The following is a 17,662-nucleotide window of genomic DNA, read 5'->3' as shown; positions in this document are numbered from 1 at the left end:
GTCGTGGCGTCGCCCCGGTACGGGCGGCCCGTCGGACGTGCCGACGGCAGGCGCGACAGCCGCCACAACGCGTCCCGTCCGGGGAACCGGGGGCCGGCGCACCACCACCGGAGCACGCCGTGCCCGAGGGTGACGTGCTGCGCCGGGCCGCCGCGCACCTCGACCGCGCGCTGGCGGGGCACCGGCTCGTGCGGGCCGACCTGCGCTGGCCCACGGCGGCGACGGTCGACCTGCGCGGGCGGACCGTGCTGGGCGCACGCCCCTACGGCAAGCACCTGCTCACGCGCTTCGACGACGGCCGCACGCTGCACACCCACCTGCGGATGGACGGCACGTGGCGCGTCGTCCCGTCGTCGGACCGGCGGGCCGCCGCGCGGTCGCCGCAGGTCCGGGCGGTGCTGGCCGTCGCAGGATGGACGGCCGTCGGGTTCCAGCTCGGCATGCTCGACGTCGTGCCGACCTCGGGCGAGCGGGCGCTGCTGGGGCACCTCGGCCCCGACGTCCTCGACGGCGACTTCGACGAGACCCCGGGCGTGCCGTGGGCGGGTCCTCCGGTGCTCGACCTGCCGACGCCGGGCATCGACGAGGCCGTGCGGCGGTGGCACGCGCAGGGCGCCCGCCCGGTCGGCGAGGTCCTGCTGGACCAGCGGGTCGTCGCAGGGCTGGGCACGATCTTCATGGCCGAGTCGCTGTTCGCGCGCGGCTGGTGGCCCTGGGCCCGGGCGGACGCCGTGGACGACGCGCACGAGGTGCTCCGCGCCGGTCGGGCCCTGCTGCGGGCCTCGGTGGCCACGGGACGTCCTGACGCGGCCGTGTACGGCCGCGAGGGACGCACCTGCATGCGCTGCGGTGCGCGCGTCGCACGCGACGAGATCGGTCAGGCTCCCACGCAGCGCCAGGTGTACTGGTGCCCCGGCTGCCAGGTGCGCGGACGCACCTGAGCCTCGGGTGCCGCGCGACCCGTCGGGGCGCGCACAGGAGCAGCACCGCTCCCGACAGGACGACCGACGTCAGCCGACGGGCGCGAGCTCCGAACGCGGCATCGCCCAACCGGCGTCGCCACCGAGCGTGCGGTCGACGCCGATCCCGGCACCGGCCGCCAGGTCCGCGGGGACGGTGTCGGGGATGTGCAGACCCTCCGCCACCGCCACACGATCGCTGACCTCGCGCAGCACGAGGGACAGCGGCACGTCGAGCGCGTCGCAGATGCTGCTGAGCAGCTCCGACGACGCCTCCTTCTGCCCGCGCTCGACCTCGCTCAGGTAGCCGAGGGAGACGCGGGCGGCCGAGGAGACCTCACGCAGGGTGCGGCCCTGGCGCTGGCGTGCGTCCCGCAGGACGTCGCCGATCTCTCGTCGCAGAACGACCATCTGGGCTCCCCCCTCCACGTCTCGTCCTCGGTCGACGGACGACCCCGCGGTGCGCGCGGCCGTCCCACTGGCTGCTCCCGGTCGCACGGCCGGGAGGCGACCACCGTACCGCGCACCGCCGACGCGTGCGCCGGGCGAGCGGGTGGTGGTCCGGGTGGTGTTCACACCCTCCCCAACGCGACCACGCGCCGTCATGTTCCCCGGAGACCTCGCCGCGGGTCGGTCAGGCACGTGCACGCGAGCGCGAGCACGGCCCGCACGGACGACTCCCGCACCTGCCGGCGGTCGCCCTCGATCGCGAGGGTGCGGACCTCGCGCACGTCCGGGCCGACCACCGCGACGTGGACGGTTCCGGGCGGGTGCCCGTCCTGCGGGTCCGGGCCGGCGACGCCCGTCGTCGCGAGGCCGACGTCGGCACCCAGGGCCGCGCGCGCACCGTCCGCCATCGCGAGGGCGACGCCGGGGTCGACCGCTCCCCGCTGCGCCAGCAGCGTCTCGTCGACGCCCAGCAGCCGAGCCTTGAGGTCGGTCGCGTACGCGACGACCCCACCACGCAGGACGCTCGACGCACCGGGGACGTCGACGACGCCCGCGACGACGAGACCACCCGTCAGGGACTCCGCCACGGCGAGCGTGCACCCGGACCGGACGAGCAGGTCGACCAGCGCCTGCGCCTCGGGCCGGGCGGTCACAGCCCCGCCGCGGGCGGCAGCCCCGCCGCCCGTCGGATCCGCAGGGCGGCCCGCACGTAGTCGACCCCCGTCACGAGCGTCACGGCGACCGCCGCGGCCATGACGACGGCCGCGACGACGGCCACGAACCCCGGCAGGTGGTCGAGCGGCAGCAGGTACAGCGACAGCGCGACCGACTGCAGCACGGTCTTGAGCTTGCCGCCGCGCGACGCGGGGAGCACGACGTAGCGCAGCAGGAAGAACCGCATGACCGTGATGCCCAGCTCGCGCACCAGCACGACCGCCGTCACGGCCCACCACAGGTCGCCCAACCAGGACAGCAGCACGAGGGCCGACCCGATGAGCAGCTTGTCGGCGATCGGGTCGAGCATCTTGCCGAGGTCGGTGACCTGGCCCGAGCGTCGCGCGAGCCAGCCGTCGAGGCGGTCCGACGCGGCGGCGAGCACGAACAGCCCGGTCGCCAGCAGACGACCGGTGACCGTGTGCCCGCCGTCGGAGAGCAGCGCGACCGCGAACAGCGGCACCACCGCGATGCGCAGGACCGTGACGACGTTGGCCGGGTTCCAGGCGGAGGGAGCGTCGGCGACCACGCGACCAGCCTACGGGTCGGGCGCCGCCGTGCCGTCACCGGCGGCCGTCACCCTCGGGAGCACCCGTTCGGCGGCGGCGTGCAGGACACCCGTCCGACTACCGTCGAGCACGTGCCTCGTCACGCCCGGCACCAGCGCGGTCCCGCGTTCCCCGCCGTGGTCGCCGGGGTGCTCACCGTCCTCGTGATCGCGGGGGTCGCCGGCGCGGCAGGAGCCTCGAACGCGCCGGGGGTGGCCCCCGTGGCGGCACCGACCGTCGCGGGTGCCTTCACGTCGGCTGCGACGCCGGCGGGGTCACCTGCAGCAGCGCCGCCACCCGCACCCACGCGGGCGCCCGACGTCGAGCTGAGCGTCGTCGCGGCCGGCGACGTGCTGCCGCACCTGCCGGTCCTGCGCTCCGCGCGGACGCGCGCCGGGTACGACTTCGCACCCGTGCTCGACCCGCTCGACCCCTGGGTGACGTCGGCCGACCTCGCCCTGTGCCACCTCGAGGTCCCCGTCGCGCCCACCGATTCCGCACCGTCGGGCTTCCCCGTGTTCGGAGCACCCGTGGAGCTCGCGGCCGGCCTCGCGGCACGCGGCTGGGACGGCTGCTCGACCGCGTCGAACCACTCCGTCGACCGGGGCTTCCCCGGCGTGGTCGCCACGCTCGACGCGCTGGACGCGGCCGGCCTCGGACACGTCGGCACGGCGCGGTCCGCCGCCGAGGACGCCCAGCCACAGCTGTACCGGCTCGAACGCGCCGGCCGGACCGTCACCGTCGCGCACCTGGCAGCCACGTACGGCACCAACGGCATGCCCGTCGACGCCGACAAGCCGTGGTCGGTGCACCTGCTGGACACCGAGGACGTGGTGGCACGCGCCACGGCGGCACGCGCCGCGGGCGCCGACGCCGTGCTCGTGAGCCTGCACTGGGGCACCGAGTACCGCACCGCTCCGACGGACGCGCAGCGCGACGTCGCGGCGCGGCTCGCGGCCGCGGGGGCCGTCGACCTCGTGATCGGGCACCACGCGCACGTGCCGCAGCCCGTCGAGCTGCTCCCGGGGGGCCCGTCCGGTGCGGGCATGTGGGTCGCCTACGGGCTGGGCAACTACGTCTCGAACCAGGACGAGCAGTGCTGCAGCCCCGCGACGGCCGCCGGGCTGCTCCTGACGGCCCAGGTCGTCGTGCCCGGTGACGACCCGTCGGGCCCCGCGCCCGCGCCCGCGGGCGCGGCGAGGGTCGCCGGCGTGCAGTGGACGCCGATCACGGTGGACCGCCGCGGGGGGCACCGCGTGCTCGCGCTCACGGACGTGCCCGACGGCACGGGCACGCTGCCGGCCGGCACCGTCGCGGCCCGGCACGACCGGGCCCGCGCGGCCGCCGGCACCCAGGCGCCCGAGCGGACGACCCCGACGACCGCCACCGGGGCGGCCCCCGTCGTCGTCGCGCGCACGCCCTGACGCCGCGGCTCACTCGAGCGGCAGCGCGCCCCCGTACAACCATCCCTGCCCGTACCGCCAGCCGTTGCGGCGCAGGAAGTCGGCCTGCTCCTCGTTCTCGATGCCCTCGGCGATCGTCACCATCGCCAGCTCGCGCGCGAGGGCGCCCAGCGCGCGCGTGACCTTGCCGGCCGTCGGGTCGTGCGGGATCCCGGACGTGAAGGACATGTCGAGCTTGACCCCCGCCACCGGGAGGTCCCGCAGGTACGACAGCGGCGACACACCGGTGCCGAAGTCGTCGAGCAGGATCGGCACTCCGGCCGCCGAGAGCTGCGTGAGCTCGTGCCGGATCCGCGTCCCGGACGCCACCAGCGACGACTCCGTCAGCTCCAGGACGAGCCGGCCGGCCGTCACCCGGTGACGCGAGAGGTCCTGCAGGAGCCGCGTGGCCAGCTCGGAGTCGCCGAGCTGGTCGGCCGAGACGTTGACGGACACCCACCGGGCGTCGCCGGCGGTCCGTGCGAGGAACTCCACGACGCGGGAGGCGACGAACTGCCCGAGCAGCACGGAGACGCCCGCCTCCTGGATGTGCGGCAGGAACGCGCCCGGCAGCAGCAGCCCGCGGTGCGGGTGCTGCCAGCGCACGAGCGCCTCGTAGCCCACGACGCGCTCGTCGGACAGGTCGACGATCGGCTGGTAGTGCACGACCAGCTCGTCGTTCTCGATCGCGTGGACGAGCTCGCGCTGCACGGTCGGCGTCGTCGACAGCTCCATCGACGCGTCGTACACCTCGGTGCGCCCGCGTCCGCCCTGCTTGGCGCGGTACAGCGCCGCGTCGGCCGCCGCCAGCAGCGTGGGCGCGCCGGCACCTGCCAGGTGCTGGTCGGCGAGCGCGATGCCGACGCTCGCCGCGACCGACAGCCGCCGCCGTCCCACGCGCACGGGTTCGGCCAGACCCGCGTGGATCGCGTTGGCGACCTCGAAGACCGCGCGCGCGGCGTGCACGGACTGCAGCACGACGACGAACTCGTCGCCGCCGAGGCGGGCGACGGTCCCCCCGCCGGCGGTGGCCGCGCGCAGCACCCCGGCGACGTGCACCAGGATGTCGTCGCCCGCGGCGTGGCCGTACCGGTCGTTGACCGCCTTGAAGCCGTCGAGGTCGCACGCCAGGACCGAGACGCGGTCGACGGCGCCCGGCTGGGACAGCGCGGCCTGCAGGACCTCCTGCAGCAGGGTGCGGTTCGCGAGCCCCGTCAACGGGTCGTGCATCGCCCGGTGCACCAGCATCTCGGCCTGCATGCGCGACTCGGTCGCGTCGCGCACCTGGACGACGAAGTGGTCGGGCCGCCCGTCGGGGGTCCGGACCAGTGCGGCGTCGAGCACGACCCACACGAGCTGCTCGTCGGCCCGCCGGCACCGCATCTCGAGCGAGAACTGCTGCTGCCCGCCCGCGAGCAGACGGTCCCTGGCCATGCGCTGCGCGGCCCGGTCCTCGGGTGCGCTCAGGTCGTCCAGCGGGTAGCCGCGCAGCGCCGACGCGTGCGTCCCGAGCAGCGCGGCCAGCGCGACGTTGGCCTCGGTGACCCGCCACTCGAGGTCGACCAGCGCCATGCCGATCGGCGCGTTCTCCATCGCGACGCGGAACTGGGTCTCGCTGCGCGACAGCGCGGCCTCGACCTCGTGCCGCGCCGTGATGTCGACGACGGTGGTGAGCACCGCGGCCTCGTCGTCCTCGGCGGGCACGCTGCGGCTCGTCACCTGGACGACCGAAGGACGCGCGCCGGGCAGCGGCGGGACGAGCGTGACGACCGTCGTGCGCTCGCCGTCCCCGTGGCCGGCCAGCACGTGCGCGGGGCTCACCGCGACGCCGCGGTCGTCGAGCAGGACGAGCGGGAGCCGGGCGACCTCGACGCCCACGACCGACGCCCGTGCGACGCCGAGGATCTCGGCCGCACGCTCCGACAGGTCCAGCACCCGGCCGTCGACCGACTGCACGACGACGCCCTCGTGGGTGACGCTCTGCAGCGCGTCGTACCGCCGCCGCAGCTGCCGCGCGACGTGCACGAGCTCGGCGTTGCGGCGCGCCTGGCCGCGTTCACGGCGCAGCAGCACGAGCACCGTCACGAGCGAGACGATCGCGACGACGGCGATCGCGGCGCTGACGACGCCGTACGGTCCGACCAGGTCTGCGCGCACCGCCGGCCCGCTCAGTCGTCGGCGAGACCCGGCTCGCCGTCGCTCTCCTCGTCAGCCTGCGGCTCGGCCGCGCCGCCGGTGTCACCACGGAGCATCGCGAGCGTGCCGGGCAGGTCGTCGGGCTGCACGAGGACCTCGCGCGCCTTCGAGCCCTCGGAGGGCCCGACGATCTCGCGCGACTCCAGGAGGTCCATCAGGCGCCCCGCCTTGGCGAAGCCGACCCGCAGCTTGCGCTGCAGCATCGACGTCGAGCCGAACTGCGTCGTGACGACGAGCTCGGCGGCCTGCAGCAGCAGGTCGAGGTCGTCGCCGATGTCCTCGTCGACCTGCTTCTTGGCGGCGACGACGGTGACGTCCTCGCGGTAGATCGGCTTGAGCTGCGCCTTGACGTGCTCGACGACCGCGTGGATCTCGGACTCGGCGACCCAGGCGCCCTGCGTGCGCATGGGCTTGGCCGCACCCATGGGCAGGAACAGCGCGTCGCCCTGGCCGATGAGCTTCTCGGCGCCCGGCTGGTCGAGAACGACCCGCGAGTCGGTGAGCGACGACGTCGCGAACGCGAGCCGCGACGGCACGTTGGCCTTGATGAGGCCCGTGACGACGTCGACCGAGGGGCGCTGCGTCGCGAGCACGAGGTGGATGCCGGCGGCGCGTGCGAGCTGCGTGATGCGCTGGATCGACGCCTCGACGTCGCGCGGCGCGACCATCATGAGGTCGGCGAGCTCGTCGACGATGACCAGCAGGTACGGGTAGGTCGCGATCTTGCGCTCGGAGCCCGGCAGCGGCTTGACCTTGCCGGCACGGACCGCGGCGTTGAAGTCGTCGATGTGCTTGTACCCGAACATCGCGAGGTCGTCGTACCGCGCCTCCATCTCCTTGACCACCCACTCGAGGGCCTCCGCGGCCTTCTTGGGGTTGGTGATGATGGGCGTGATGAGGTGCGGGATGCCCTCGTAGAGCGTGAGCTCGACGCGCTTGGGGTCGACGAGGATCATGCGGACCTCGTCGGGCGTCGAGCGCATGAGGATCGACACGATCATCGAGTTCACGAACGACGACTTGCCCGCGCCCGTGGCGCCCGCGACGAGCAGGTGCGGCATCTTGGCGAGGTTCGCCACGACGTAGCCGCCCTCGACGTCCTTGCCGACGCCGATGACCATGGGGTGCTCGGAGCGCTTGGCGGCGCTCGAGCGCAGCACGTCGCCGAGCGCGACGGTCTCGCGGTCGGTGTTGGGGATCTCGATCCCGATGGCCGACTTGCCGGGGATCGGCGACAGGATGCGCACGTCGGCGCTCGCGACCGCGTAGGCGATGTTCTTGCTCAGCGCCGTGACGCGCTCGACCTTGACGCCCTGGCCGAGCTCGACCTCGTACCGCGTGACGGTCGGGCCGCGCGTGAATCCCGTGACCTGCGCGTCGATCTGGAACTGCTCGAGCACCGACGTGAGCGACTCGACCACGCGGTCGTTCGCCGCCGAGCGCACCTTGTGCGGCGCCCCCTTGGCGAGCGCGTCCTCGTGCGGCAGCAGGTAGACGACGTCACCCTCGAGCATGGGCTGCTCGCCGCGCGGCACGCCCGTCGGTGCGGGCGCCGTCAGCTCGGGCGTCACGACGGCGGTCGGGGCGGTCTCGGCCGCCGCGGGCGGCATCCGGCGGGTCGCGACGACGTCGGGGACGTCGTCGACGTCGAGGTCCTCGTGGTGCACCTGGGCGGCGCGCTCGAACGCCTCGTCGCCCTCGTACTCGTCGAGGCGGCCGTCGTCGGGGTCGACGACCTCGGGCGCGCGGCGCCGACCGAGCAGCGCGCGGCGCTTCTTCGCGGGCGGCTCGGGGCGCGCGCTGTGCAGCGCCTCGATGACCAGCGGGGCGTCCTCGTCCTCGAGCGGCTCGCTCTCGTGCTGGCCGGTCAGGCGCCGGTAGGCGGCCTGCAGGCGCGGGCCGATCTGGTGCACGGGAGTCGCCGTGACGACCAGGACGCCGAAGAACGCGAGGATGCCCAGGAGCAGCCCCGCGACAACCGGCGTGAGCAGCGTCGCCAGGGGGGTCCCGACGGCGAACCCGACGATGCCGCCGGCGGCGCGCACGGCCGCCATGTCCTGCGTTCCCGGCAGACCGTGGGTGAGGTGGACGATGCCGCACACCGCGATCGTGATGGCGCTCAGACCGATCCCGATGCGGGAGTTCGCCTGCACGCGCTCCGGGTGCCGCATCAGCCGCACCGAGACGCCCAGCAGCACGACCGGCACGGCGACGCCGACGACGCCGAACGTCCCCGCCACCACGTTGTGGATGACGTCGCCCGCCGTGCCCGACAGGTCCCACCACTCGCGAGCGGCCACGACGACCGCCAGACCGAGCAGCGTCAGCGCGAGCCCGTCGCGCCGGTGGGCGGGGTCGAGGTCGCGCGCACCGGCACCCACGTGCCGGGCGGTGCCGCCGACGACGTGCGCGGCACCCATCCAGATGCCGCGGACGATGCGCAGCGGCAGCGCGGGACGCGGCGGCTCGACGGGCTTCTTCGCGGCGGGGCGCGAGCCGCCGCCGGACCTGCCGCTCTGGGGCGACCGCGACGACGCTCCGGAGGCGCGCGTCGAGCGCGCGGTGCCTGGGGTCGTACGGGTGGCCATGGTCCTCACGTTAGCGGCGCGGTGCGCCCGAGCCGCCCCGGTGGGGGCCGTGTCGCCGGATCCGACCCGTCCGTGCGACGCGTCGCACGTCACACCGACGTGCCGCGGGCCCCGGCGCGGCAGCGTCCGCTGCTGCGCCGGGGCCCGCGCGCGTCCGCCCCGGGACGGACCGGGGCCGCTACGCCTCGACGACCACGGGGATGATCATCGGCCGGCGTCGCAGCTTGTTCGACACGAACCGCCCGACGACACGCCGCATCACCTGCTGCAGCTGCTGCTTGTCGGTCGCGCCGCCGCGCACGGCCTCCTCGAGCGCAGCGGTGAGGTCAGGCAGCACGCCGTCGAAGACGTCGTCCTGCTCCGCGACGCCGCGCGCGTGGATCTGCGGACCGGCCAGGACCTTGCCGTCGGCCGAGGACACGACGGCGAAGATCGAGACGAAGCCCTCGTCGCCCAGGATCCGGCGGTCCTTGAGCTCGGCCTCCGTCAGCTCGCCCACGCTGGACCCGTCGACGTACACGTACCCGCAGGGCACGGCGCCGACGACGCTCGCGCGCCCGTCGACGAGGTCGACGACGACACCGTCCTCCGCGAGCACGACGCGGTCGGCCGGGACGCCCGTGCGCACCGCGAGCGCGGCGTTCGCGATGAGGTGGCGCACCTCGCCGTGCACGGGCATGACGTTGCGCGGGCGCAGGATGTTGTAGCAGTACAGGAGCTCGCCCGCGCTCGCGTGGCCCGAGACGTGCACCTTGGCGTTGCCCGAGTGCACGACGCGCGCGCCGAGGCGCATGAGCCCGTTGATGACGCGGAACACCGCGTTCTCGTTGCCCGGGATGAGGCTCGACGCGAGGACGACGGTGTCGCCGGGGCCGACGGACACCTTGTGGTCACCGTTGGCGATGCGCGACAGCGCCGCCATCGGCTCGCCCTGCGAGCCCGTGCACATCAGCACCACGCGGTCGTCGGCGAGCTTCTCGATCTGCTTCTGGTCGACCAGCACGCCGTCGGGCACGCGCAGGTAGCCGAGCTCGGCCGCGATGCCCATGTTGCGGACCATCGAGCGTCCCACCAGGGCGACCTTGCGCTCGTTGGCGACAGCGGCGTCGATGACCTGCTGCACGCGGTGCACGTGCGACGCGAACGACGCGACGACGACCCGACCCGTGGACTCCGCGAACACCTGGTCCAGCACGGGGCCGATCTCACGCTCGGGCGTGACGAACCCGGGGACCTCGGCGTTGGTCGAGTCGACCATGAACAGGTCGACGCCCTGCTCGCCGAGGCGCGCGAACGCGCGCAGGTCGGTGATCCGGCCGTCGAGCGGGAGCTGGTCCATCTTGAAGTCGCCCGTGTGCAGCACGGTGCCGGCCGGCGTGCGGACCGCGACCGCGAGCGCGTCGGGGATCGAGTGGTTGACCGCGACGAACTCGCACTCGAACGCGCCGAGCTTCTCGACCTGTCCCTCGCGCACCGCGAGCGTCAGCGGCGTGATGCGGTGCTCCTTGAGCTTCGCCTCGACGAACGCGAGCGTCAGCTGCGAGCCGACGAGCGGGATGTCCCGGCGCAGCCGCAGCAGGTACGGCACGGCACCGATGTGGTCCTCGTGCCCGTGCGTGAGGACGATCGCGTCGATGTCGTCGAGCCGGTCCCGGATGTAGTCGAAGTCCGGGAGGATCAGGTCGACGCCGGGCTGGTTGTCCTCGGGGAACAGCACGCCGCAGTCGATGACGAGCAGGCGTCCGCCGTACTCCAGCACGGCCATGTTGCGACCGACCTCGCCGAGGCCGCCGAGCGGGACGACACGCAGACCGCCGTCCGGCAGCGGCGGCGGCAGGGTCAGGTCGGGGTGGGGGTGACTCATGGATCTCCTGGGTGATCGGTGGGAGCCGACCCGTGCATCACGCGCGGTCGGCACCCGCGACGACGTCGAGCAGACCGCTGGCCGCCAGACCGGCGCGCACGTGCGCGGCCTCGTCGTCGGTGAAGGGGACGAGGGGCAGCCGCATGGCGCGACCGCTGAGGACGCCGAGCTCGACGAGCGCGGCCTTGGCGGCGGAGGCCTGGAAGCCCGCGCCGTTGACGGCCGTGACGGCCGGGAGGATCGATCGGTACACGTCCAGCGCGCCGGAGACGTCGCCCGCGTGCCACGCGGCGAAGAGTCGCGCGAACACCTCGGGCGCGACCTGCGTCGTGACGCCCACGAGCCCGACGGCGCCGTGCGCGAGGAACGCGAGCGCGAGCGCGTCGTCGCCGCCGTACCAGGCCAGGCCGGTGCGCGTGATCGCGCGCGCGGCCTCCACGACGTCGCCCGAGGCGTCCTTGACCGCGACGACGCGCTCGTGCTCCGCGAGGCGGTCGATCGTGGCCGGGGCGAGGCGGACGACCGCGCGGCCGGGCACGTCGTAGAGCATGACGGGCAGGTCGGTCGAGTCGGCGATCGCCGTGACGTGCCGCGCGACGCCCTCCTGCGAGGGGCGCGAGTAGTACGGGGTGACCACGAGCAGGCCGTGCGCACCGGCGGCCGCGGCCTGCTCGGCCATGCGGACCGCGTGGGCGGTGTCGTTGGAGCCGGCGCCCGCGACGACGTAGGCACGGTCGCCGACCGCCTCGACGACGGCCGCGACGACCGCCTCCTTCTCGGGCGAGTGGGTCGTGGACGCCTCGCCGGTGGTGCCGTTGAGGACGAGCCCGTCGTGCCCCGCGTCGACCAGGTGCTTCGCGAGCCGGACCGTCGCCTCGAGGTCGATCGTGCCGTCGGGGGTCATCGGGGTGACCATCGCCGACAGCAGCGACCCGAACGGGTGGGTGGCGGACGTCACGGCAGGCATGCGCACACGGTACCGCCCGACGACGGCCCCGCGCCGTGCCGTCCCGACGGTGGCACGCCCGTGCTCAGCGGCGCCACGTGTCGAAGCGGTACCGCGTCCCCGTGCGCGACACGAGCCACGGCGCGTCGGGGCCGCCGGAGACGCGGCGCCAGCCGGGTCCGACCGCCGGAGCGACGGTGTCGCCCGGCACGTCGAGGTCGACGACCGTCACCTCCAGCACGTCGGCGCGGTCGATCGCGGCGGCGTACACCGCTCCCCCGCCGATCACCCAGACGTCGGGCGCGGCGGCCAGCGCGACGTCCAGCCCGGCCACGACCTCGGCCCCGGGAGCGTCGAACGCGTCGTCGCGCGAGAGCACGACGTTGCGCCGTCCCGGCAGCGGGCGGAAGCGCTCCGGCAGCGACTGCCACGTCGCACGCCCCATGACGACCGTGCCGCCCGCCGTGACCTCGCGGAAGTGCGCCATGTCCTCCGGGACGTGCCACGGGATGGCCCCGGCGTCGCCGATCACCCCGGCGGGCGTCTGCGCCCAGACCAGTCCGATCACGCTCAGACCGCCACGGGCGCCGCGATGGCCGGGTGGTGCCGGTAGCCGACCACCTCGACGTCGTCCCACGTGTAGTCGAACAGCGACGCCGCGCGACGCAGGCGCAGCTGCGGCGCCGGGTACGCCTCGCGCGTGAGCTGCTCGCGCACCTGCTCGACGTGGTTGTCGTAGACGTGGCAGTCGCCGCCGGTCCACACCAGGTCGCCGACCTCGAGGTCGACCTGCTGCGCGACCATGTGGGTGAGCAGCGCGTACGACGCGATGTTGAACGGCACGCCGAGGAACAGGTCCGCCGAGCGCTGGTACAGCTGGCACGAGAGCCGACCGTCCGCGACGTAGAACTGGAAGAACGCGTGGCACGGCACGAGCGCCATGTCGTCGAGCGCCGCGACGTTCCACGCGGAGACGACGTGACGGCGCGAGTCCGGGTTCGCGCGCAGGTCGCCCAGGAGCTTCGTGAGCTGGTCGACGTGCCCGCCGTCGGGCGTCGGCCACGACCGCCACTGCACGCCGTACACGGGCCCGAGCTCGCCGTCGGCGTCGGCCCACTCGTCCCAGATGTGCACGTCCTTGGCGACGAGCGAGGCGATGTTCGACTCGCCGCGCAGGAACCAGAACAGCTCCTCGGCCACACCGCGGAAGAACACGCGCTTGGTCGTCACGAGCGGGAACCCGGCGCTCAGGTCGAACCGCATCTGGTGCCCGAACACCGAGCGCGTGCCCGTGCCCGTGCGGTCTGCCTTGGGGGTGCCCGTGGTCAGGACGTGGCGCAGCAGGTCCTCGTAGGGCGTGGGCACGGTGGTCGGGCGCGCGTCGTGCGCGGCGGCGAGGTCGGCCATGACGTCATGGTCGCACCCTCGGACGGTCGGCGGGGGTGCGGCCCGCCGCGGGCGCGACGAGGATGGCGGGCATGAGCACGTCGCTGCCGCCGGCCGTCGCCGCGCACCTGCCCACCGGTCTGCTCGTGGGCGGCCGGTGGCGCCCCGCCCGGTCGGGCGCGACGTTCGCGGTCGAGGACCCGGGCACGGCCACCACGCTGTTCGAGGTGGCCGACGGCGACGAGCAGGACGCCCGCGAGGCGCTCGACGCCGCGGTCAAGGCCGCCGAGCCGTGGCGCCGCACCTCGCCCCGCGAGCGCGCCGACCTGCTGCGCGCCGTGTTCGACGTCCTCACGGCACGCGCCGAGGACGTCGCGGCGCTCGTGACGGCCGAGGGCGGCAAGCCGCTGGCCGAGTCGCGCGCCGAGGTCGCGTACGCCGCGGACTACGTCCGCTGGTACGGCGAGCAGGCCGTGCGCGTCGACGGGCTCGCGCGCCGCGCCCCCGCCGGCACGCACCACCAGCTCGTGCTGCGACGCCCCGTCGGCCCCGCGCTGCTCATCGCGCCCTGGAACTTCCCCGTCGCGATGATCGCACGCAAGGTCGCGCCGGCGCTCGCCGCCGGGTGCACGTGCGTCGTCAAGCCCGCGCAGCTCACGCCCCTGACCACCGCGTACGTCGCCGAGCTGATCCGCGCCGAGCTCGAGGCGCGCGACCTGCCCGCGGGCGTGCTCAACGTCGTGCCCTCGTCGTCGGCGCGCCGCGTCAGCGAGCCGCTGCTCGCCGACCCGCGGCTGCGCAAGCTCTCGTTCACCGGCTCGACGCAGGTCGGGGCGACGCTGCTGGCCGCCGCCGCGCCGCACGTCCTGCGCACGTCGATGGAGCTCGGCGGCAACGCGCCGTTCCTGGTGTTCGCCGACGCCGACCTCGACGCCGCGGTGGAGGGCGCCGTGCAGGCCAAGATGCGCAACAGCGGGCAGACCTGCGTGGCCGCCAACCGGTTCCTCGTGCACGCGTCGGTCGCGCAGGAGTTCACGGCCCGGCTCACGGCCGCCTTCGACGCCCTCGTCGTGGGGCACGGCACCGAGCCGGGCGTGACCGTGGGCCCGCTGATCGAGCGCGCGGCGGTCGAGCGGGTCGCCGACGTCGTCGCCGAGGCCGCCGACGGCGGTGCGACCGTGCGCACGGGCGGCGACCCGCTGCGCCGCAGCGGGTACTTCTACGCGCCGACCGTGCTGTCCGGCGTCGCGCCCGACGCGCGCGTCGTCACCGAGGAGACGTTCGGGCCCGTCGCGCCCGTCGTGTCGTTCGACGACGAGGACGAGGCGCTGCGCCTGGCCAACGGCACGCCGTTCGGGCTCGTGGCCTACGCCTACACGCGCGACGTCGCACGGGCGATGCGCCTGGCCGAGGAGCTCGAGGCCGGCATGGTCGGGATCAACCGGGGCATGGTGTCCGACGCTACCGCGCCGTTCGGGGGCGTCAAGACCTCGGGCCTGGGCCGCGAGGGCGGCGAGGCCGGGCTCGAGGAGTACCTGGAGCCCGTGTACGTCGCGCTGTGACGCGCGTCGCGGCCCGGGCGACGCCACGACGACGGCCCCCGTGGACGCGCACCGGGGCGGCCCGGCGGCGTGTGCGACAGTGACCGCGTGACACCGCACGACCCCGTGACCGCCGCGCGGCGGCAGGCGATCTCGGTGTCCGTCGCCACGGGGCTGTACGGCGTGTCGTTCGGCGCGCTGTCGGTGGCGGCAGGGCTGGACGTCGCGCAGACCATGGCGCTGAGCCTGCTGATGTTCTCGGGCGGGTCGCAGTTCGCGTTCATCGGCGTCGCCGGCGGCGGCGGGGCGGCGGGTGCCGCGATCGCGTCGGCCGCGCTGCTGGGCGCGCGCAACGGGCTGTACGGCGCACAGCTCGCGCCGCTGCTCGCGCTGCCCCGGCGCTGGCGCCTGGCCGGCGCCCACCTGACGATCGACGAGTCGACGGCGGTGGCCACCGCGCAGCCGGACCGGCGGGCCGCCCGCGTCGGCTTCTGGTGGACGGGCGCCGGGATCTACGTGCTGTGGGGCCTGTTCACGCTGGTGGGCGCGCTCGCCGGCGACCGGCTGGGCGATCCCCGCGCGTACGGCCTCGACGCCGCGGCCGCCGCCGCGTTCCTCGCCCTCGTGTGGCCGCGGCTCGCGGGGCGCACCGCGCAGCTCGTGGCGCTCGCCGCCGTGGTCGTCGCCCTCGCGACGACGCCCGTGCTGCCGGCCGGCGTGCCCGTGCTCCTCGCCGCGCTCGTCGCGGTCGTCGTCGGCCTCGTCAGCACCGGTCCCCGGCCCCCGGGACCGGCCCCGGACGGTGTCGCGTGAGCGGGCTCTGGGTGGCCGTGCTGCTGGCGGGCGCGGCGTGCCTGGCCATCAAGCTCGCGGGCCACCTGCTGCCCGAGCACTGGCTCGCGCAGCCGCGCGTCGCGCGGGTCGCCGCGCTCGTGACCGTCGCGCTGCTGGCGGCGCTCGTCGCCGTGCAGACCGCCACGTCCGGCGGCCGGCTCACGCTGGACGCACGGCTGCCCGCGCTCGTCGTCGCGGCCGTCGCCCTGGCGCTGCGCGCGCCGTTCGTCGTGGTCGTGCTGCTGGCCGCCGCGACCGCCGCCGGTCTGCGGCTGCTCGGCCTGCCCTGACGGCCCGCGGGTTAGGCTCGCCCGGTGCTGCCCCCCACCGCCGACGTGTCCGTGCGCCCCGCCGTCCCCGGCGACGAGACGCGCATCGCGCACATCCAGCTGGCCGCGTGGCGCACCGCGCACGCCGACGTGCTCGGCGAGGTCGTGCTCGGCTCGCTCGACGAGGACGCGTTCGTCGCGCAGTGGGCGCTGGCCGTCACCGCTCCCCCCGGCCCCGGGTACCACGTGCTCGTCGCGTGCGACGGGCCGCACCTCGTCGGGTTCGCGTCCGTCGCCCCGATCCCGGCGCCCGACCCGACCGACGCGCCGGCGGGCGTCGTGCTCGCGCTCGAGGTCGACCCGCAGGCGCAGCGCGGCGGCCACGGCTCGCGGCTGCTGGCCGCAGCGGTCGACCTGCTGCGCGCCGACGGCGCGGACCAGGTGCAGACCTGGGTCATCGAGGGCGACGCCGCGCGCGAGCAGTTCCTCGAGGGCGCGGGCCTCGGCCCCGATGGTCTGACGCGTCGGCTCGCGACCGGCCCCGGGCCCGACGAGGAGGCGCACGTCGTCCTCGAACGGCGCTGGTACGCGGGCATCTGACCCTCACGGCCCGCACGAGGGCCGGCCGCGAGCACGCGCGACGACGCCGCAGGCCCGTCAGGGCAGCTCGGTGCGCGCCGTCCGGCCGCGGTGCAGGCGGCTCGCGGTCCGCAGCGCCGCGCGGGCGCGGGCGCGGTCGCCCGCGGCGTCGTAGGCGAACGCGAGGTGGTACCAGGCCCGCCAGTCGTCCGGGGTCGCGTCGACCCGCTCCCGGTGCGGCTCGAACGCGGCCCGCGCCGCCGCACGGTCGACGCGCCCCCCGGGTGAGCGCGGCAGGTCGTCGACCGGGAGCTCACCCGCGGCCGCGAGCGTGTCGGCCATGCGCTGCACGTCGAGCGCGAGCAGCCACTCGCGCACGATCAGCGCGAGCACCAGCAGCGGCGCCACGAGGAACGCGACGCCCAGCGCGACGCCGACGGGCTCGCCCGTGCCCATGAGCTGCACGGCGCGCACGCCCACCAGCCACACGTAGAGGGCGAGCAGCGCGCTCAGCGCGACGGCGGCGACGAGACCCGTCCGGCGCCGGCGGGACCGCGGGGCGTCGGTCATGCGTGCAGGTCCAGCAGGTCCTCGAGGCCGACGGTCAGGCCCGGACGGTCCACGACGCGACGGACCGCGAGCAGCACCCCGGGCATGAAGCTCACGCGGTCGAACGAGTCGTGGCGGATCGTGAGCATCTCGCCCGCGTTGCCCAGCAGGATCTCCTCGTGCGCCACGAGCCCGCGCAGCCGCACCGCGTGGACCCGCACGCCGTCGACGTCGGCACCGCGCGCGCCGTCGACGGCCTGCGTCGTCGCGTCCGGGACCGGCCCGAGGCCCGCGGCGGCACGCGCGGCGGCGATGCCCTGCGCGGTGTGCCGGGCCGTGCCGGACGGCGCGTCGACCTTGTCGGGGTGGTGCAGCTCGACGACCTCGGCCGACTCGAACCACCGGGCGGCCTGCCGCGCGAACGCCATGGCGAGCACCGCACCCAGCGCGAAGTTCGGCGCGATCACGACGCCCACGCCCGGTGCGCGCACCAGGTGGTCCCGGACGCGGCCCAGCGCCGCGTCGTCCCAGCCCGTGGTGCCGACCACCGCGTGCACGCCCGCGTCGACGAGCGTGTGCACGTGGCCCTCGGTCACGGACGGCACGGTGAAGTCGACGGCGACGTGCGCGCCCGCGTCGACGACGGCCCGCAGGTCGTCCCCGGCGTCCAGCCTGGCGACGAGCTCGAGGCCGTCCGCCTCCTCGACGGCGCGCGCGGTGGTGCCGCCCATGCGTCCGGACGCTCCCAGCACGGCTACGCGGATCGGTTCGCTCACGTCCCGCACCCTAACCGGGAC

17 protein-coding genes are annotated in these 17,662 nt (G+C 75.3%); 6 read left to right on the top strand and 11 right to left on the bottom strand.

All coding sequences use genetic code 11. The features are described from left to right. Positions 1–119 precede the first annotated feature (119 nt). Positions 120–941 (top strand): DNA-formamidopyrimidine glycosylase family protein, encoded by an 822-nt coding sequence (locus ATM99_RS06265; RefSeq protein WP_062102063.1) that lies wholly within the window; start codon positions 120–122, stop codon positions 939–941. A gap of 69 nt (positions 942–1,010) precedes the next feature. Here ATM99_RS06265 and ATM99_RS06260 read toward each other — a convergent pair whose 3' ends face one another. The 3 genes from ATM99_RS06260 to pgsA all read right to left on the bottom strand — a co-directional run bounded on the left by ATM99_RS06260 (position 1,011) and on the right by pgsA (position 2,652). Further along, positions 1,011–1,370: a helix-turn-helix domain-containing protein gene (locus ATM99_RS06260; protein ID WP_150118171.1), complete on the bottom strand. Its 360-nt coding sequence runs from the start codon at positions 1,368–1,370 to the stop codon at positions 1,011–1,013. Between the two features lie 191 nt (positions 1,371–1,561). Then, positions 1,562–2,062 (bottom strand): CinA family protein, encoded by a 501-nt coding sequence (locus ATM99_RS06255; protein ID WP_062102062.1) that lies wholly within the window; start codon positions 2,060–2,062, stop codon positions 1,562–1,564. After that, a complete protein-coding gene (gene pgsA / locus ATM99_RS06250; protein ID WP_062102061.1) occupies positions 2,059–2,652 on the bottom strand; it encodes a CDP-diacylglycerol--glycerol-3-phosphate 3-phosphatidyltransferase in 594 nt (197 codons plus the stop codon). Before pgsA ends, ATM99_RS06255 begins: the two co-directional genes overlap by 4 nt. A gap of 111 nt (positions 2,653–2,763) precedes the next feature. Here pgsA and ATM99_RS06245 point away from each other — a divergent pair, with 111 nt between their 5' ends. Next, complete coding sequence (locus ATM99_RS06245; protein ID WP_062102060.1) at positions 2,764–4,095, top strand: CapA family protein; 1,332 nt, start codon at positions 2,764–2,766, stop codon at positions 4,093–4,095. A 9-nt stretch (positions 4,096–4,104) separates the two neighbouring features. On the opposite strand, the gene ATM99_RS06240 is transcribed toward ATM99_RS06245, so the two are convergent. From ATM99_RS06240 to ATM99_RS06215, 6 genes are all read right to left on the bottom strand, one after another. Further along, the gene (locus tag ATM99_RS06240) at positions 4,105–6,270 is read right to left on the bottom strand and encodes a bifunctional diguanylate cyclase/phosphodiesterase (RefSeq protein ID WP_062102059.1); all 2,166 of its coding nucleotides are present in this window, start codon (positions 6,268–6,270) and stop codon (positions 4,105–4,107) included. A gap of 11 nt (positions 6,271–6,281) precedes the next feature. Continuing rightward, positions 6,282–8,897, bottom strand: coding sequence for a DNA translocase FtsK (locus tag ATM99_RS06235; protein WP_082659344.1), 2,616 nt, complete (start codon positions 8,895–8,897; stop codon positions 6,282–6,284). A gap of 178 nt (positions 8,898–9,075) precedes the next feature. Beyond that, positions 9,076–10,761 (bottom strand): ribonuclease J, encoded by a 1,686-nt coding sequence (locus ATM99_RS06230; RefSeq protein WP_062102058.1) that lies wholly within the window; start codon positions 10,759–10,761, stop codon positions 9,076–9,078. 37 nt (positions 10,762–10,798) lie between these two features. Beyond that, positions 10,799–11,728, bottom strand: a complete 930-nt coding sequence (gene dapA, locus ATM99_RS06225; RefSeq protein WP_062102102.1) for a 4-hydroxy-tetrahydrodipicolinate synthase — start codon at positions 11,726–11,728, stop codon at positions 10,799–10,801. A 64-nt stretch (positions 11,729–11,792) separates the two neighbouring features. Further along, the gene (locus ATM99_RS06220) at positions 11,793–12,275 is read right to left on the bottom strand and encodes a dihydrofolate reductase (protein WP_062102057.1); all 483 of its coding nucleotides are present in this window, start codon (positions 12,273–12,275) and stop codon (positions 11,793–11,795) included. Positions 12,276–12,277: 2 nt separating this feature from the next. Continuing rightward, a complete protein-coding gene (locus ATM99_RS06215) occupies positions 12,278–13,114 on the bottom strand; it encodes a thymidylate synthase (protein WP_062102056.1) in 837 nt (278 codons plus the stop codon). Between the two features lie 71 nt (positions 13,115–13,185). Here ATM99_RS06215 and ATM99_RS06210 point away from each other — a divergent pair, with 71 nt between their 5' ends. The 4 genes from ATM99_RS06210 (at position 13,186) to ATM99_RS06195 (ending at position 16,337) form a co-directional block, all read left to right on the top strand. Next, on the top strand, positions 13,186–14,655 hold the full coding sequence (locus tag ATM99_RS06210; RefSeq protein WP_062102101.1) for an NAD-dependent succinate-semialdehyde dehydrogenase: 1,470 nt from the start codon (positions 13,186–13,188) through the stop codon (positions 14,653–14,655). An 87-nt stretch (positions 14,656–14,742) separates the two neighbouring features. Beyond that, a complete protein-coding gene (locus tag ATM99_RS06205; protein WP_082659343.1) occupies positions 14,743–15,447 on the top strand; it encodes an AzlC family ABC transporter permease in 705 nt (234 codons plus the stop codon). After that, positions 15,444–15,758 carry an AzlD domain-containing protein gene (locus ATM99_RS06200; RefSeq protein ID WP_062102054.1) on the top strand — a complete coding sequence of 105 codons (315 nt, stop codon included), beginning with the start codon at positions 15,444–15,446 and terminating at the stop codon, positions 15,756–15,758. The genes ATM99_RS06205 and ATM99_RS06200 overlap by 4 nt, the downstream gene beginning before the upstream one ends. A gap of 27 nt (positions 15,759–15,785) precedes the next feature. Beyond that, positions 15,786–16,337 carry a GNAT family N-acetyltransferase gene (locus ATM99_RS06195; RefSeq protein ID WP_062102100.1) on the top strand — a complete coding sequence of 184 codons (552 nt, stop codon included), beginning with the start codon at positions 15,786–15,788 and terminating at the stop codon, positions 16,335–16,337. 57 nt (positions 16,338–16,394) lie between these two features. Here the strand turns inward: ATM99_RS06195 and ATM99_RS06190 are convergent, their stop codons facing one another. Together ATM99_RS06190 and dapB are read right to left on the bottom strand one after the other, a co-directional pair. After that, positions 16,395–16,886, bottom strand: a complete 492-nt coding sequence (locus ATM99_RS06190) for a hypothetical protein (protein ID WP_062102053.1) — start codon at positions 16,884–16,886, stop codon at positions 16,395–16,397. After that, positions 16,883–17,641 (bottom strand): 4-hydroxy-tetrahydrodipicolinate reductase, encoded by a 759-nt coding sequence (gene dapB, locus ATM99_RS06185; RefSeq protein WP_082659354.1) that lies wholly within the window; start codon positions 17,639–17,641, stop codon positions 16,883–16,885. The genes ATM99_RS06190 and dapB overlap by 4 nt, the downstream gene beginning before the upstream one ends. Positions 17,642–17,662 lie beyond the last annotated feature (21 nt).

Origin of the sequence: Cellulomonas sp. B6, from assembly GCF_001462455.1 — a bacterium.
Taxonomy (GTDB): domain Bacteria; phylum Actinomycetota; class Actinomycetes; order Actinomycetales; family Cellulomonadaceae; genus Cellulomonas.
The sequence above is the reverse complement of the archived record's forward strand: the minus strand, read 5'-3'. Positions and strand labels throughout refer to the sequence as shown.

What these genes read in the sequence shown, in the direction of transcription:
- ATM99_RS06260 (WP_150118171.1), bottom strand. Translation starts at nt 1,370, where the DNA reads ATGGTCGTTCTGCGACGAGAGATCGGCGACGTCCTGCGGGACGCACGC.
- ATM99_RS06235 (WP_082659344.1), bottom strand. Translation starts at nt 8,897, where the DNA reads ATGGCCACCCGTACGACCCCAGGCACCGCGCGCTCGACGCGCGCCTCC.
- ATM99_RS06230 (WP_062102058.1), bottom strand. Translation starts at nt 10,761, where the DNA reads ATGAGTCACCCCCACCCCGACCTGACCCTGCCGCCGCCGCTGCCGGAC.
- dapA (WP_062102102.1), bottom strand. Translation starts at nt 11,728, where the DNA reads ATGCCTGCCGTGACGTCCGCCACCCACCCGTTCGGGTCGCTGCTGTCG.
- ATM99_RS06215 (WP_062102056.1), bottom strand. Translation starts at nt 13,114, where the DNA reads ATGGCCGACCTCGCCGCCGCGCACGACGCGCGCCCGACCACCGTGCCC.
- ATM99_RS06210 (WP_062102101.1), top strand. Translation starts at nt 13,186, where the DNA reads ATGAGCACGTCGCTGCCGCCGGCCGTCGCCGCGCACCTGCCCACCGGT.
- ATM99_RS06190 (WP_062102053.1), bottom strand. Translation starts at nt 16,886, where the DNA reads ATGACCGACGCCCCGCGGTCCCGCCGGCGCCGGACGGGTCTCGTCGCC.